Origin of the sequence: Cellulosilyticum lentocellum DSM 5427, assembly GCF_000178835.2 — a bacterium.
In the GTDB taxonomy this organism is placed as follows: domain Bacteria; phylum Bacillota; class Clostridia; order Lachnospirales; family Cellulosilyticaceae; genus Cellulosilyticum; species Cellulosilyticum lentocellum.
Genome location: NC_015275.1, coordinates 123,195 through 140,000, shown reverse-complemented (window position 1 = coordinate 140,000; position 16,806 = coordinate 123,195). Strand labels below are relative to the sequence as shown.

At 32.9% G+C, this 16,806-nt stretch carries 14 protein-coding genes and 1 riboswitch (1 of these 15 cut by a window edge); of the genes, 3 read left to right on the top strand and 11 right to left on the bottom strand.

Annotated features, from left to right (window positions below):
• The 3 genes from CLOLE_RS21455 to recQ form a co-directional block, all read right to left on the bottom strand.
• A protein-coding gene (locus CLOLE_RS21455) for a Rho termination factor N-terminal domain-containing protein (protein WP_013655160.1) crosses the window boundary here: on the bottom strand, positions 1–465 show its 5' end (the start). Its footprint begins 603 nt before the window's first position; 465 of the gene's 1,068 nt are visible here — the first part of the coding sequence; it begins with the start codon at positions 463–465; its stop codon lies beyond the left edge, outside the window.
• A gap of 133 nt (positions 466–598) precedes the next feature.
• Positions 599–844, bottom strand: coding sequence for a hypothetical protein (locus tag CLOLE_RS00615; RefSeq protein WP_013655159.1), 246 nt, complete (start codon positions 842–844; stop codon positions 599–601).
• A 441-nt stretch (positions 845–1,285) separates the two neighbouring features.
• Positions 1,286–3,487, bottom strand: coding sequence for a DNA helicase RecQ (gene recQ / locus CLOLE_RS00610; RefSeq protein WP_013655158.1), 2,202 nt, complete (start codon positions 3,485–3,487; stop codon positions 1,286–1,288).
• Positions 3,488–3,982: 495 nt separating this feature from the next.
• A riboswitch (SAM riboswitch) is annotated at positions 3,983–4,082 on the top strand.
• 80 nt (positions 4,083–4,162) lie between these two features.
• Between recQ and CLOLE_RS00605 the strand changes: the two genes are divergently transcribed.
• The 3 genes from CLOLE_RS00605 (at position 4,163) to CLOLE_RS00595 (ending at position 7,403) form a co-directional block, all read left to right on the top strand.
• Positions 4,163–4,723, top strand: a complete 561-nt coding sequence (locus CLOLE_RS00605; protein ID WP_013655157.1) for an ECF-type riboflavin transporter substrate-binding protein — start codon at positions 4,163–4,165, stop codon at positions 4,721–4,723.
• Between the two features lie 146 nt (positions 4,724–4,869).
• Positions 4,870–6,585: an ABC transporter ATP-binding protein gene (locus CLOLE_RS00600; RefSeq protein WP_013655156.1), complete on the top strand. Its 1,716-nt coding sequence runs from the start codon at positions 4,870–4,872 to the stop codon at positions 6,583–6,585.
• Positions 6,573–7,403 (top strand): energy-coupling factor transporter transmembrane component T family protein, encoded by an 831-nt coding sequence (locus CLOLE_RS00595; protein WP_013655155.1) that lies wholly within the window; start codon positions 6,573–6,575, stop codon positions 7,401–7,403. The genes CLOLE_RS00600 and CLOLE_RS00595 overlap by 13 nt, the downstream gene beginning before the upstream one ends.
• A gap of 377 nt (positions 7,404–7,780) precedes the next feature.
• Here the strand turns inward: CLOLE_RS00595 and CLOLE_RS00590 are convergent, their stop codons facing one another.
• The 8 genes from CLOLE_RS00590 to CLOLE_RS00565 all read right to left on the bottom strand — a co-directional run bounded on the left by CLOLE_RS00590 (position 7,781) and on the right by CLOLE_RS00565 (position 16,750).
• Complete coding sequence (locus CLOLE_RS00590; protein ID WP_013655154.1) at positions 7,781–9,139, bottom strand: radical SAM/SPASM domain-containing protein; 1,359 nt, start codon at positions 9,137–9,139, stop codon at positions 7,781–7,783.
• A gap of 97 nt (positions 9,140–9,236) precedes the next feature.
• Positions 9,237–9,395 carry a hypothetical protein gene (locus CLOLE_RS22735; RefSeq protein ID WP_013655153.1) on the bottom strand — a complete coding sequence of 53 codons (159 nt, stop codon included), beginning with the start codon at positions 9,393–9,395 and terminating at the stop codon, positions 9,237–9,239.
• A gap of 52 nt (positions 9,396–9,447) precedes the next feature.
• Entirely contained in the window at positions 9,448–9,630 is a 183-nt protein-coding gene (locus tag CLOLE_RS00585; RefSeq protein WP_013655152.1) for a hypothetical protein, read from the bottom strand.
• A 32-nt stretch (positions 9,631–9,662) separates the two neighbouring features.
• On the bottom strand, positions 9,663–9,836 hold the full coding sequence (locus tag CLOLE_RS22730; protein WP_013655151.1) for a hypothetical protein: 174 nt from the start codon (positions 9,834–9,836) through the stop codon (positions 9,663–9,665).
• Between the two features lie 89 nt (positions 9,837–9,925).
• Positions 9,926–11,446 carry a radical SAM/SPASM domain-containing protein gene (locus CLOLE_RS00580; protein WP_013655150.1) on the bottom strand — a complete coding sequence of 507 codons (1,521 nt, stop codon included), beginning with the start codon at positions 11,444–11,446 and terminating at the stop codon, positions 9,926–9,928.
• 77 nt (positions 11,447–11,523) lie between these two features.
• Positions 11,524–12,897: a TraB/GumN family protein gene (locus CLOLE_RS00575; protein WP_013655149.1), complete on the bottom strand. Its 1,374-nt coding sequence runs from the start codon at positions 12,895–12,897 to the stop codon at positions 11,524–11,526.
• Between the two features lie 102 nt (positions 12,898–12,999).
• The gene (locus CLOLE_RS00570) at positions 13,000–14,529 is read right to left on the bottom strand and encodes an HlyD family efflux transporter periplasmic adaptor subunit (protein ID WP_013655148.1); all 1,530 of its coding nucleotides are present in this window, start codon (positions 14,527–14,529) and stop codon (positions 13,000–13,002) included.
• Complete coding sequence (locus CLOLE_RS00565; RefSeq protein ID WP_013655147.1) at positions 14,513–16,750, bottom strand: peptidase domain-containing ABC transporter; 2,238 nt, start codon at positions 16,748–16,750, stop codon at positions 14,513–14,515. The genes CLOLE_RS00570 and CLOLE_RS00565 overlap by 17 nt, the downstream gene beginning before the upstream one ends.
• Between the last annotated feature and the right edge of the window lie 56 nt (positions 16,751–16,806).

Here is a 16,806-nt window from a genome sequence, read left to right as displayed (position 1 = left end):
AATTGCTTGTGCGTGGTTTCTATTATAAAGTTCTACAGCCCAATTTAATTTAACAACGCCATATAAGTTTAGTATACTTATAATATGTCTTCTCATAGCGCTATTTAGTTTTATTTTTTCCATAATAGGAACCATATCTATTTTTTTATAAGCATCTTTAACTAAATCTGCTACTATTAACTGGCGCTTTTTATCAACTTCTATAAATTGTACTAACTCTAATTCCATCAAGTTGTAATAGCATTCTAATTCATCGTCATTATCTATTATCTTATTTTGATTAAAAAGTGCTTCGAAATTTTTAATATCTATTTCATCTAACATAGGTAGAATCTCTGGCATCTTTTGAGGAATTGCTTCAAGTAAAGCTTCTATTAATTCCGCTTTTTTTAATTTGTATGCTCCTTTGATTCCATATAATTTAGCTATTTGTTCTAGCTCCTTTTTTCCATATGATAATTCCATTACTGTCTCCTCTTTAAATCCTACAATTTCACAAAGTATTTTCATTCTAACATATTATATCTCTATAATCAAAAATCCCTTATAGGATGTTTTTGGAATCTCATCTTATAAGGGACTTTATTAAGTGCACAAATTATTCACATGCATTACTAATAATATAGTTTACATCAACCACTCTATTGTTAGAACCATTGAGCTCTGCTATGACAGCATCAAATATAAAATCTATAACTTTCTTTGTATCACAGGCATAGAGCATAACATTCTCCCCTGTTACAGTTTCTAATACCAGGCTATAAATTATTATATCTGCACGATGTGTGAATTCTATATATAATTTACATCCTTCATAAAGCACTCTTTCTTTTAAAATTAGCATTGTATCTCCCCCTCATCTTACGTTTAATATAGTTCTATGGTATCACATTTTTTAAGTTATATATATCCTATTCTTTATATTAAACTTACTTTTTTTAATCTTAAATCCTACTATAAATTAATCAATTTGTCATTGGAAACTTAATACTCATACATCTGCTAAGAGAATAGAAATAGAACGTTTACATTTCTCCCTTTTTACACTTACAATAGTATATAATTTTCAGATATAAATTGTTTTTCCACAGATTTATGTTAAACAAACGCCACTTATCCACTGGTTATCCACATTTCCTCTCTGTTATGCACAATTGTATACAATCGCATTCTTAAAGTCTTTCTTTAATATAAAGTGGTTCTTTAACCATTTAAAGTATTACTTTTATTAGTTTAATATCTAACTTAAATAACTTTAGTATCAATCAAAGCATCATGTTTATAGCTATGATTTGCCATACTTTATAAGTGCAAACTTAATAGCAGTATACGTAACTTCTTCAGGTAACATTTCTTTAATCGGTTTAAGCAGGGTAGCACCACACTCTTCAATAGCTTCTATAATTTGTTCCTCATATTCTGATGGTATAAACTGTGTAAAATCTATCGGTAATCCTTCTTGGACACATTTTATAAGATGATTTTCCACTGTCATCTGAGTAAGATTTCTTTCATCAGCTATTTCATGAATTCCCTTTCCCTGCATATAAAGCTCATAGGTTAATTTATGACTATCTCTAGGTGATGATTTCTTTGGTATGGTATTTCCATCTAAAGTAGCTTCTCCCTCCAGATTAGATAGTGGTTCGGAATGTTTCTTACTTAATGAAGCTAACGCTTTACTAATATCTATATTATTCTCATCTACATAAGTTTTAATAATGGCTATAAAGTCTTGGCCATATTTGTTTAACTTATGTTCTCCTACTCCTGATACTTGAAGAAGTGCTTCATCTGTTGTAGGATATCTACTGCTCATTTCCTTTAAAGTGGTGTCTGGAAATACCATAAACGGCTGAATATGCTGTTTATGAGCAATATCATATCGTATACTTCTAAGTTTCTCAAATAAAACTAGGTCTACCTTTGCATCTAATCCAGATCTACTTCTTACTGGGGTTGTTTCTTTGACTAAAATACGCTTAATGGTGACTGGCTTTTTTCCCTTTAATACTTCATAACTCGCTTCTGTAAGCTGGATAATAGGATATTGGGTGCCTACTAATTGTAAATAGCCCTCTGCTACTAAAAATGAGATTAATTCTTTAATTGTATCTTTTGGATAGTCCTTCATTACCCCATAAGTAGTAAGTTCATTAAATTTGAAGCTTTTGATTTTTTGAGTATTTGATCCCTTCAGTACATCTGCTACCTGAGTACTACCAAAACGTTCTTTCATTCGTTTAACGCAACTCAGGATTTTTTGTGCTTCTACTGTGATGTCCGATTCTTCCGTATCATTATTACAGCTACCACAATGATGACAATCTTCTTCTAGGGTTTGCTGACCAAAATAATTTAAAATATAGTTTCTAAGACAACTTTCAGTATTACAGTAATCAACCATGCTATTTAACTTGTCATATTCTATTTGTCTACCCAATCCATTAGCATTTTCAATTAAATAACGATTAGTCATAATATCTTGTGTACCAAAAAGTAAAATACACTGTGCTTCTTCTCCATCACGACCCGCACGACCTGCTTCTTGATAATAGCCTTCCATATTCTTAGGCATATTATAATGTAATACGAATCTTACATTTGGTTTATCTATCCCCATTCCGAAGGCATTAGTCGCAATCATCACTGATACTCTATCATATAAAAAGTCATCTTGATTGCTACTTCGCTCAGCTTCACTTAAACCCGCATGATATTTTGTACATGGTAAACCTAGCCTAAGTAGTCTTTCATAGAGATCATCTACGCCTTTTCTAGTTGCACAGTAAATCACACCACTTTCACCAACATGTTCTCTTAGATACATTTCAGTTTCGTGAAGTTTATTTTCTGGCTTTCTTACTTCAAAATAAAGGTTAGGTCTATCAAAACTACTGGTTAACTCAAATGGTTTATTGAGTTCTAAAAGCTTAATAATATCTTCTTTGACAAGGGGCGTCGCTGTTGCTGTAAAAGCGGCTACAATTGGTCTCTTAGGAAGAGCGTAAAGTATTTGACTAACTCTTCTATAACTAGGTCTGAAGTCATGTCCCCACTGACTCACACAATGGGCTTCATCCACTGCAACCATAGAAACAGGAACCTCCCTTATTAAATCCATAAAACTCTCAGTCTCTAGACGTTCTGGTGCTACATATAAAAGCTTGTATGCTCCCATTCTAGCATTGGCTCTAATTTCTCTAAATTCTTTTGTACTTAGAGTGGAATTAATAAGCTCTGCTTCAATGCCGTACTCTTTAAGTGTATCTACTTGATCTTTCATCAAAGAAATAAGAGGAGAAATAACAATAGTCACTCCATCCAATAAAAGTGCTGGTACTTGATAGCATATGGATTTTCCCCCACCAGTTGGCATAATCCCTAATGCATCTTTGCCTGATAAGATAGCCTGAATCAATTCTTCTTGCCCAGGTCTAAAGGCATCATAACCATAATATTTCTTTAGTATATTTAATGGATTCATTTTACTTTCTCCTTCTTTTCTCTATTTATTGTTTCGAAATACTCTACTCTCACCCATTCTTAACAGTATAATCCACGTCTCTGAATGTGCCATAATCTTAAATATAGCCTTGTTCTCTATTTATCCATTATAACCATAATGACACACCACTTAAACATATAAACTTTTTCCCTCTATTTTATATTGTCCTATTCATTATTTACTATCACCGGTGAATTGTACAGCTCTCCTAGATTAAATAAAACACTCATTTGACTACTTTATAAATTTTATTATAACGGTCACTTCTATTTTTAATCATTAAAATTCGCTGTATTGCTTGCTTCACAATTTATTTTATTACTTATTTTCACTATATAAAAATTCAAAAATATTTTTCACTTAGAATTCTTGATGATTATTTTAAAGCTATTTCTATTTCTTTACTTTAATTCCATAATAATTCAATTGACACTAATCACTTTACATAATATTATATTTACATATGAATATAATTGCTTATCACGAGTGGCGGAGGGACTGGCCCTATGAAGCCCGGCAACCTGTATAATATCAAGGTGCCAAATCCAACAGTAAACAAACTGGAAGATGAGTATAGACCGGTCAAAGCCTGAGTTTATACTCAGGCTTTTTTGCGTTTAAAGGAAATCATCTATTTTAGAAACAGGAGACACAATGAAAAATAACAAAACACTTTCTATACGTACAATTGTAGCCATAGGAATTGGATCAGCAGTCTTTTTAATCTTAGGACGTTTTGCTTCTATTCCTACGGGGATTCCCAATACAGAAATTCAAACAGCTTATGCTTTTTTAGCATTAATGGCTGTGCTTTATGGCCCTCTAGCTGGTGCCTCTATTGGATTCATCGGACATACATTAAAGGATATTACAGCTTATGGGTCCCCATGGTTTAGCTGGATTATTGCTTCGGCTGTAGTTGGACTCATTATTGGTTTTTCAGTCAAAGCCTTAAAACTTCAAGATGGCTATTTTGGTAAAAAACAACTTATCCTCTTTAATGTGTTCCAAGTTATAGCAAATGGAATGGCTTGGGGGATTGTTGCTCCTACTTTAGATATACTCATTTATGCCGAGCCAAGTAATAAGGTTTATATTCAAGGAGCAGTATCTGGAATCTCTAATATTATAACTATCGGCGTATTAGGTTCTATTTTATTAGCTTCTTATGCTAAAACTAGAATCAAAACCGGAAGTTTAAAACTTGAAGACTAATATAACTTGCGTTCTAAATGTCTATTACAACTTCAAAGCTGTTTACATTTAGAGCTCATTATCCAGAGGCTACAGTTTATAATATTGTATCTTGAAGATGATTAAATATTATGAGCGATAGTCAATAGATACAGAAAGGAACAACTATGAAAAAATCTGTTATTGAATTTAATAACTTTAGCTTTCAATATAGAGTACAATATGAACCTACTTTAAAAAACATTAACTTAACTATTTATGAAGGTGAAAAGGTACTCATCTTAGGTCCTTCTGGTTCAGGAAAAAGTACCTTAGGTGCTACTTTAAATGGCCTTATTCCTTTTAGAGCAGAAGGTACATCAACTGGTAGTTTAAAAATCAATGGTAAAGAAACTGCCACTCTTAGTTTATTCGAACTTTCTCAAATGGTGGGGACGGTTCTTCAAGATCCTGATAGTCAGTTTATTGGACTTACTGTAGGCGAGGATATGGCCTTTAGCCTAGAAAATAAATGTATCGCACAAAATGAGATGAAGAAAAAAGTAAGTGAAGTAGCTTCTATTGTAGAGGTAGATGACTTTCTAAATGTGGCACCTCACTCTTTATCTGGCGGGCAAAAACAACGTGTTACTTTAGGCGGTACCCTTGTAAGTGATGCCGATATCTTGCTTTTTGATGAACCTTTAGCTAACCTCGATCCAGCTACTGGTGAAAAGGCTATTGACCTAATTCATCAAGTACATGAGCAGACTGGTAAGACTATTATTATCATCGAACATCGTTTAGAAGATGTTTTACATCGACCTATAGACCGTATCATCGTTATGAACCAAGGTCATATTCTATTAGATACAACCCCAAATCGATTATTTAAAGAAGATACCCTTAAACAAAATGGTATTCGTGAACCACTTTATATTACAGCACTTAAGTATGCGGGATGTGATCTTAAAGCTTTTGATAAAGTTGAACCTTTAGATCAAATTAATCTTAAAGGATGTAAAGAAAAACTTGAAGCTTTTATGAATAATACATTAGAAATTAAAGACAAAGTTAATGATGATGTGCTACTTGAATTTGAAGAAGTTAACTTTAGCTATGATAGAAGTAAAGCTTTACTTAAAGATATTAACTTAAAACTTTATAAGGGTGAGATACTAAGTATCGTAGGCAAAAATGGCGCTGGTAAGTCTACACTTTCAAAACTGATTTGTGGTTTTTATAAACCTACTAAAGGTAGACTACTCCTTAAAGGACAGGATATGAAGCACTTAACCATTAAAGAACGCTGCGAATCTATCGGTGTTGTACTTCAAAATCCAAATCAAATGATTTCTAAACCAATGCTTTATGATGAAGTTGCACTTGCGCTTCGTAATCAAGGTTTACCTGAAGCCGAAGTAAAAGCTCGAGTTTATGAAACACTTAAAGTATGTGGTCTCTATCAAATGCGTCATTGGCCTATTTCAGCCCTGAGCTTTGGCCAAAAGAAACGTGTAACGATTGCTTCTATTTTAGTAAGTAAACCCGAAATTCTTATTTTAGATGAACCAACTGCCGGACAAGACTTTAAGCATTATACAGAGATGATGGAATTCTTGAAGTCACTTAATGATGACGGCATTACAATCATCATGATTACTCATGATATGCACTTAATGTTAGAGTATACAGACCGTGCTATTGTTTTAGCTGATGGTAAAATTTTAGCTGATGATACTGTGACTCATGTGCTTACAACTTCAACCATCATTACACCAGCTCATCTTAAAGAGACTTCTTTATATTCACTTGCAGTTAAAGTAAAACTTGAAGACCCTAAAGCTTTTGTTCAAAGCTTTATTAAAGAAGATAGAAGGAGAAGAAATCTATGCCAAATGTAACACTCGGATATCTTGAGGCAGATTCCCCTATTCACCGTTTAACTGGAGCTACTAAACTAATCTGTTTAATTTTTTGCTCCTTAACTGCTATGCTTACTTATGATACAAGAGTATTAGCTATGTTACTTATATTGAGCTTAATTTGCTTTAAAGTATCTCAGATTAAGTTTAAGGATGTGGCTTTTGTAGTTTACTTTATATTAGCCTTCCTTTTAATTAATAATATTGCTATTTTTATTTTTTCACCTATGGAAGGTTGTAAGATTTATGGTAGTACTACAGTATTATTTAAAATAGTAGGGCCTTATACCGTAACTGTAGAGCAATTATTCTATCAGCTCAATGTAACACTTAAGTATTTTGCAGTTATTCCAATTGCTTTATTATTCATTGTAGCTACTCACCCAAGTGAATTTGCTGCTTCTTTAAATCATATCGGAGTAAGCTATAAACTTTCTTATGCAGTAGCTATTGCCCTAAGATATATTCCAGATATCCAAAGAGATTATAGAGAAATTGCTTTTGCCGCACAAGCAAGAGGAATTGATCTATCTAGTAAAGAAAAACTAACAAAACGTATTAAAAATATGAGCACCATTTTGATACCACTGATTTTTAGCAGCTTAGAACGTATTGAAACCATTAGCTGTGCTATGGAACTGCGTTCTTTTGGAACTCAGAAGAAACGTACTTGGTATAGCAGTAGGCCTTTTGTTAAAAGAGATTATATTGCTATTGTAGGAGTCGTTCTAATATTTGCTCTTTCTTTATGGATGACTCTAAAAAATGGTGGGCGCTTCTATAATCCTTTTGTATAAAGTCATTAAAAGAATTTATTCAGAGGCATAATAGCTTCTCACTGACTATATAAATACAGGTTGCCTCAAGATTTTGAGGCAACCTGTATTGTGTTTTGTTTTATATTATCCACAATTTGTTTTGTTTTAATAAGTACTTATCCCCTTTTTCTTTAGTTTTCCACTGAATAACTTGCACTCACTGCTCCGCTTACAAAAACTATTATATATATCTTTTTGTAAGGTAAATTATAGAACAGCATTTTTTCTAACCTATTAAGTCCAATATATCCATTACAAAATGAATACAAAAGAAATGATACACCTTACTCCTCTAACTTTATATATCCTGTAAAGGTAGTAATATTAAATAACCTTACTAGATATTTTCAAACTTGCTAAGCTAGGAGTTCATTTCTCCTTGCCTCTCTCTGTAGATCATTAAGCTTTATTATTATCTTCTCTAGCATTTGCCTATTTAACTCACATAAGCTTTCATCTAGTTCAAACGGGCTTCCATTAGTAATAGCATTCATACCTAAGCATGCAAAACATGCTGTATGTGCAAAGCACTTACTGCACTTCTCATTTTCTATTTTATTAAACTTTAAATATCTATTTATCATATATTCAAATTGTTGCTCATCTAATACATTCTCGTTATAAATAGATCCTCCCCACTCATCTTTCATATCTGTTAATACAGAACAGGGGTAAATATCACCATTGGTACTAACAGATAATGCATTAATGGCTGCATCACAAATATACTTAGATGGTGTCTTTTTAGTCAGTGACTCCAAAATACAATCTAAAAAAGTATACGATAGCCCCTCTCCTTTTTCCGAAAGCGCCTCATCAATAGCATCTAAAAATTCATCTAGATTATCTAACATTAACTCCTTAATTGGTTCCCTTTGATTACATCCCATGGGGACAATATGAATATCTACATCCCCAATCTGTTGCTTAATACTTCTTACAATATCCATAACCTTCATTTGATTTTCCTGATGATACTTATGATAGGTTACCTCTATACTTGCTGGCTGTGAAGTGTATTGTTGAAGCTTTCTAATATTGTCCATAACAACTTGAGCCGTACCTTCTCCATTAGCAAATACTCTTGCCACATCTTGTGCTTCTTTGGTGCCATCAAAACTAATAGTTACTTGGATATCATACTTGTTAATGAGTTCAATCAATTCATCTGTTACTTGTGTACCATTAGTAACCATTCCTAAATATGTTTTTTGCCCTGTCTTTTCATTTTTTTCATATACATACTCACATACATACCTGATAACTTCCATATTTTGAGTAGGTTCCCCTCCAAAAAGAGCCACTTTTTCAATGGTATCAAAATGATTAAAAAATATCTCTAATGCGCGATGTGCCGTCTCTTGCGTCATTATTTGCCTAGATGAATGGTATTTACCTCCATTTGCATAACAATATTTACATCTTAAATTACAATCGTTACTTATATTTAATGATAATTTTTCAAGGAATAGTTTTTTAGTACTATATTCATCAACTAAATAATCATTATCTCCCAAACACACTCGTATCTTTTCATTAAATGCATCATACTGGTCCTCACTTATCTCTAATCTAGAAATAATACTTTCCCTGCTCACCCCTTCTTCTACTGCATTAATAAAATCTTTCATGGTTTCATTCACAACAAAATACCTTAATGTTCTTGGAAAATATGCTATTGTGCATGAGTCTTCTTCTATATAATGGACCCTCATAAGCTACATCCTTTCTTTAAATCATAAATTAATAGGCAGTTTAGTTAAAGTATTTTTACTAAACTGCCTTACCATTAAGCTCTATAGATTGTCTTTTTTAAATTCTTTTAATAGTTGGTGAAACTGCATAAAGTGCCATGATGGGTGGTCTTTTACTTATTACTTCTTTGATTACGTCAATAATAAAGAAACCTCCATCTAACTGCATTAACTCTTCATCTGTTAATGATTTAAGTACTTTTTCATCTTCTTTCATTTTATTTCCCTCCTTATATGTTTAAAAAAATTATTAACTGCTTTACTACTTATTATACCCTCTTAACAATGCCACTAAGCGGTGGAAATGTTATTATAGGTGGCTTTGTTGGAATTTTAGAAATTCCTCCAAGTCGAGGTGGTACTATAGTTAAGATATTTCCTCCGGAGATTTCTTGTAATTCTTGAATTACAATTTCATCCATAATTAATTCTTTTTTCTGCTTATTTTCCATTTTAAACTCCCCTTTATCAACTCGATTTAGTATTACTTTTTAAGAACCTTAAATATAAAATCAATAATAGGTTTGGGATTCGGTCTAATAGCATATAATAATGTTACCATTGCACCTTTTGCTACAGCTGATTCTATAAAACCCCCAGTTAACTCCATAAGTTCTTCATCTGTTAAAGCCATTATAAGTTTTTCATTCTGTTTCATATTTTCTCCTCCTCTCTCTAATGTTTATTTTTAACTTTCCAATATTTCATATTGATTAATATTGAAAATTAAAAATCCATAAGTTATTCTTAGGACACCCCTAATTTTTCATTAAACATTTGTTGATAAGTTTTAAACTCTTTATATTTTAGTGTTGTTTCTTTAATAAGTGTTTTAGCTTCCTCTTCATAATTGTTTTCAACTAAAATAACTGCCAAATCATAATAGGGATCTAGAAAGCTATGATCTGTGTACTCAATAGCCTTTTTTAAATGCTCTATTCCTGCTTCTACTTCTCCCATCTTAGCTAATGCTAAGCCTAAGCCTTTCAAAGCATATACATCCTTTGGATTCACCTTCAAAATAACCTCATTGCATCTTTTAGATTCCTCGTAATTCTCCAACATAAACTGAATATACCCGTAATTTTTTTGTGCCTCTATATCATTAGGTTCATACTCTAAATACAGACTTAATGCAGTTTCTGCTAATTGATGCTTTTCATTGAGTAAGAATTTCATTGCTTTCTCCAAAAGCTCAGATGGATTCTCTACATTTCTTAATACAGCTTCTGCTTGATCCATTACCATCCCATATGAACAATATTTATTCTCTTCATAGATACTGCCCTTATGAACTAATCTAGAATTAGTACATCCACCTTTACAGATTGCTCCGTATCTACATTTTTTGCAGTGACCTTTCAGCTTGTCCTTAGTTAATTGACGATTCCAGCTAAAAGCATCTTCTCTTTCCCAAATAGAGCGTAATGATTCACTTCTTATATTGCCTTCTATTAATTCCTTATCTCTAATAGATACGCATCCTATAATATCTCCATTGTGTAGAATGCCAAGATTATATCTTCCCGCTCCGCATCCATCCCAACCATATCCTAAGTTCCCCGAGTTTTTCTCCCTAACTATCAATTCCTTAGCATTGAAATAACCTATACAATCAGCTAAGTCAATAATGATATCGCCCTTTTGAGTTTCTTCATAGGCAAAATCAATAATTTCATTGATTATTTGCGGTGGAGTCACTAATTCTTTATGATGCGCCATATTCCCCATTGGTAATCCAATTTGAAGTTGCCATCTTTCAACGCCTTTATCTATTAGAATCTCTTTTATTTGATGTAATTCATGTATATTCTTATTATGAATTGTAGTAATGGCTGCTGTATGTACAGAAGTATGCTTTAAGTATTCAAATGCCTTCATGGAACGCTCAAAAGAACCTTCTTTTCTAATATAGTCATGACTTTGTTGAAGTCCATCTATACTAATTGCTATAGTATTAATGCCTGCCTCTTCTGCCTTGCAGGCCTCTTCTTCTGAAAATGCCCAACCGTTTGTTATCATATTGGGTACAACACCATTTTCATTTAATGCCTTCGCTATTTTATGCCAGTCGTTTCTAGTAGTAGGTTCTCCCCCTGATAATGTAATCCATTCTAAACCTAATTCCCCTATTTCAGCACATAAGGTTAAGGCTTCGTCTGTACTTAATTCTCCTTGTAATGCTGATGTGCAGCTAGATCCACAATGCTTACATTGCATATTACACCCCATGGTAATTTCCCACACTGCTGTGATTGGTTTTTCCATTGTTTTCCCCCATATCTTATATATAAAAAATAAATCAGTAAATCATCCAACCCTGCTTATCTTTAGTTATTACCCATCTACTTATAAAGTGGTTTAATATCATAGCCTTTTTCTTTCAGTTGATCTAACACTGTTCCCTCTACTGTAAAGTGTCCTGCTCCCACAACTACAAAATATGTATTTTCTCCTTCTTGTTCTAACATCTTTGCTATTTTTTCTGCCATATCTTTATCTCTGACACCAAATAACATTTCTGATAGTTCATCACTATCCCCTTCCATCAGTTTTGCATAACTAGCCTTAAATCCTTCAATATCTCCTGCAATCCAATCTTGTTGCCACTCAGCTATTAAATCTACTTCGCTTATTTCTTCCTCAGTTGCTGGATTTAAAATACTATCAAGTACTGCATTTAAATAATCCTCTTGATATTCGGCTGATAAATTATCAAAAAGCTTTCCTTGGTAAATAAGTCCTTCTAATTCCACAGTCCTTTTTTCTTCACCCATACCCCTTAGTAAAAAGTACATATCTACGCCTTGTGTTGCAGCTTCTTGTGCACCTTCTATTGTTCCAGTTTGGCTCGTACTGATTACATTTAAATCATTCGCAATGCTCCATGGTTTAAATTGCTGCATTTGATCTATAGGGAGTTTAAACGTAGTGAGTACTTTTACTAGCTTATCATAAGTTTCTTTTGAAACATGATCTTTAATAGTTGTTCCATCAGCATACATTGCCATCTGTATAAATTGGTTCATTTGCTCATTTTGAGTAAGTATATTAGCTTCCACCACAAGAGTATCCGCCTTACTAAATGCTTCCTTTAAAGTATTGCTCAGTGGATACATTTCTGATGTACCTACATGAATAGAGCCTAATAGATAAACAGTATTACCGCCTTTTTTTGCTTGCCAAGCAAAACCTTTTGCCCCAGCATCCAATCCTTTGTAAGTATGTTCAACAAATCTTATGGCTAATACTACAGCTTGCTGGGTTGTACATACACTATCTAGTTCTAATCCTTGTTTGGTTCCTGACAAAAGCCCTTGTTGCTTAAAGTAATCCACGCCACTACTATCCTCTATACCCTCATACTTTGCTAAAGTAGCAAAAAGTGCTTCTATTACACCTCTTCTTGTTAGAGGATTATCAATTGGTTCTTTTATATAATCTTTTTTTACTTTTAATTCTAAAGATGCAAACTTATGATCAACCCCCTGTAAAAGGCTTTGTAGCTTCTCTGTTGTGATTTGTTCTTGGAAGCCGTCATAGTACCACTCCATAGGAAAAATCCCATAATTTTCTCCCTCATTAAGTGTCCATAGGGCCCATTTGCTGATTTGTGGTGTTTGTGGATCATTGGCATAAGTAGGTACAATAGTTGTTATGATTATGCATAAACATAGTAGCCATATATTTATTTTTTTCTTTAATTGTAAAGTTTTCATTTTCTTCCCCTTTTCTATTTACTCATTTTTAGATTTAATTTCTTATCCTTTCTCACATTAAAGTTAATATAACTCAATGTGAATAATTCCAGTTGCTCATTGTTAATCCATTAGATTTATTTTCTCCAATAAATAAAACAATATTTTCTTTCGCTCAGTAATGACATGTGCTTCACAAGTCATACCTATTTTTATTTCTGCTGGTTCATTTTTATAGCTATACACAGTTTCATTACTAATGCTTCCTTCTACAATGTAGCCACTTATTCCTTGGGCGTCACTTACCTTAGCATCTGAAGATATATTTCCTATAGTTCCTTCAAGTTGCCCATATTCCTTATATGGTAAGGCATCAAACTTGTATTTAATTTGATCTCCAATCTTAAGACCAGCTATCTCACTATTAGGCATAAAAATTTCTATCTTATACATAGTGTCATTTATAGGGATAATGGTTGCAATATCTGTTCCTGAAGCTATAAGGTCCCCCGTACTTACTTCCTGAGTTATATGAACCGTTCCATCTATAGGTGATTTAATAGTACAGTTTGCAATAGCTAGCTGAGTACTTTCTAATTCTCTTTTTTGTGATTGGTACAAAGCCTCTTGTTCTTCTATTTGATTATAAAGTTCAACTAGAGCATCTGTTTTATACTTTTTTAGAGCCAATTCCCTTTGTGCTACATTAGTCTGTGTAAGACCATCATCTATAATCAGTTTGTTCATCTCTTGCTCTGCTAACTTCTTATTACTTTCTATTTGCTTCATTTCATCTTGTACACTTTTAAGAGTAGCTGTCTTTAGCTGAACTAATTCATTCTCTGCCAATTCTAAAGCTTCTTTAGAAGCCTCATACTCTTTCTCTGCTACAAGATCATTTTCCTTTAATTCACTATTAAGGCTATAGGTAAACTGTTTATCCACAATGTTTTTTTGAAGCTGTTTTATTTTAATAAGATAGTTATTAAAGTCTAGCGCATATGTACACTGTTTATCTGTAAATATGTTTTGTCCTTTTTCTATTGATTGCTGATACTGTTTAAGTTTTTCATAATCCTCCATATATTCATTTATCTTTTCTTGGTAACCTTCTTTGCTAAACTTTGTTTGCGTTGTTGCGATCTCATCTGTTTTATTTTGAATGTTTACATTGTTACTAAGACTCATATAGTCTTGTTTGTATTTAACATAACGCTGATAATACTCTATTTCTGTATCCTGTGAAAAAAGATTAGCATCTTGTTCTATGCTACTTTCGAGCTTTTTTAGTAAATTTAGCCTTTGCTCCGTATCTTTTAATACTTCCTCTGCTTGCAAGCGTTTAATCTCCAAATCGTCATAGACAATGGTAAAAAGTACATCTCCTTTTTTTACTATCTTACCCTCCTCTAAATCACAGCTAGCTATTTCTCCTTGGACTTTATTGCGAATCATACTAACATTTTCATTAGGTCGTACCACCCCCCTCCCCTTTGACACAATATCTATCTCTCCAAAATACATCCATATCCCTACCAATATAATGCTCACTAATATTATGTAGATAAATATAGTAAGAAAAGGATGCGGTTTGCTTTCATACATTTCTTTACTATCAGTAACTTCTCTTATATCCTTAATAACTGGTGTCATAACTTACCTCCTCTTTAGTTGCAGCAATTTCTTCTATTAAATCTGCTTCTATTTGCTGACTAACTTCTGGAAGTTGTTCTTGCCAAAGTTTATGATATCTACCTTTTTGTGACATAAGCTCTTGATGACTTCCTTGTTCAATGATTTCACCCTTATCCATAACAAAGATTTTGTCACAACGCTTAATGGTACTTAGACGATGAGCAATAATGATTGTTGTCATTCCTTTACTAAAGGTATTAATTGTATTTTCAATAGCTGCCTCTGTAATTGAATCTAAATTACTTGTCGCTTCATCTAAGATCAAAATATCTGGTTTTTTTAGTATTGCTCTTGTGATTGCTAAACGTTGTCTTTGACCACCCGAAAGGTTAGCACCGTTTTCTTCTAGGTGTGTATTATACCTTAGGGGTAATTCATTAATAAAATCATGCGCTCTTGCCATCTTGGCCGCTTCTACTATTTGTTCCATCTCTATCTGGCTAGAACCTAAAGATAAGTTTTCTATTATCGTTCCACTAAATAAAAATGTTTCTTGTGGTACATAAGCAATTCGTTCTCTTAATGATTCTCTGTTGATGTCTAAGACATTATTCCCATCTATAAGAATTTCTCCTTTTTCAATAGGATAAAAATTAAGTAGTAGTTTCACCAAGGTTGTCTTCCCACAACCACTTTCTCCTACAAGGGCAATACGTTCACCCTTTTGTATATTCATACTAATATTCTTTAATATGAGTTGCCTTGTTCCATATCTGAAATCTATATTTTTCAACTGAATATTTCCTTCGAATTTATTCGGCTTTATTTTCTTCTCCTCATTTTCATCACATTCAATATCCAAGTCTAATATTTCCCCTAAACGCTCTGCTGCTACTATTGCAGTTTGAAGCTCTGGCTGTAAATTGATTAAATTTTTCATAGGTCCTAAAAAATAGCCTAATAATGAATTAAAAGTGATAAGACTTCCTACTGACATATTTCCTTTTAAAACTTGATATGCTCCTACCCACAAAATGACTACCCCACCTATAAGTTCAACTAAACCTTTAAGAATAGCTTGTACATTAGTTGTAAGCGTTAATTTAAAGATGCTTCTCAGAAGTTTAATAAATCTTCCTTCTGTTTCCAGATTAACTTTCCTCTCTGCGTTAAATGCCTTCACTGTTTGTATACCATTTAAAGATTCAACCAGATAAGAGGTAAGCTGAGCATTTTCTTCCATTTGCTTTTGATTTCCTTTTTTTAATGCTTTATTAAATCCAAAAACTATGACTGCATATAAACCAACAATAATAAATGCTACTCCAAAAAGTAATGCATTTTGCATATAAAGAATAATGCCCCCTATAAGCACCATTAACGTATCAATCATAATGGTAAGGGTAGCACCGGATATAGCATCCCTCACATGTCCAGCATCTTGAAAACGAGAAATAATTTCTCCAACTTTCCTTGTCCCAAAAAAATTCATAGGAAGTTTTAGTACATGCTCGTAATATCCTAGTAGTAATGCTATATCTAACTTTTGGCTTAAATATAATAGTAAATGTGCACGGAATCCACTTAATACAACTTGAAGAATATATAACCCAATAATTCCAAGAGATAGAATATGTAATGTCTTCATCAGACCATATGGCAGGATATTATCTAATAGCTCCTTCATATAAAATGCACCTAATATACCTAATAAAGTATAAATAAGTGATGCTAAAAATACTTGTATGAGTAAATTCTTCTGAGGTAACAGAAGGTGAAAAAATCGTTCAAATAGTCCTTTTGTCTCCTTTCCTTTTTTAAAGGTTTGATTTGGAACAAGCAAAATAAGCACACCCGTCCAGATCTTAAAAAAATCCTCTGGTGTGTACTTCACAATTCCCTTACCTGGGTCAGCTATAACGATTTCTTTTTGTGTAATTTTATGTACAACTACATAATGTAGTAATGAATCATTCACTACAACATGGGCAATAGCTGGTAATGGAAATTCACTGAAAAAGGCTTCTTGATTTCCTTTAACTCCCTTGGCACTAAAACCTAATTGCTCAGCAGCTTTAATCACACCGTAAGCATTAGTTCCTTGTGTGTCTGTTCCTGCTACTTCACGGATTTTAGTGATGGGCGTTTTAAGACCGTATTGTTTACAAATAGTTGCAAGACATGCCGCCCCACAATCTGTAATATCATACTGTTTGATACATTGATATCTTTTAGTCATGTTTTGCACCCTCTTCTGATTCTTTAGATGATTATTTATTAATAAGCCATAACACT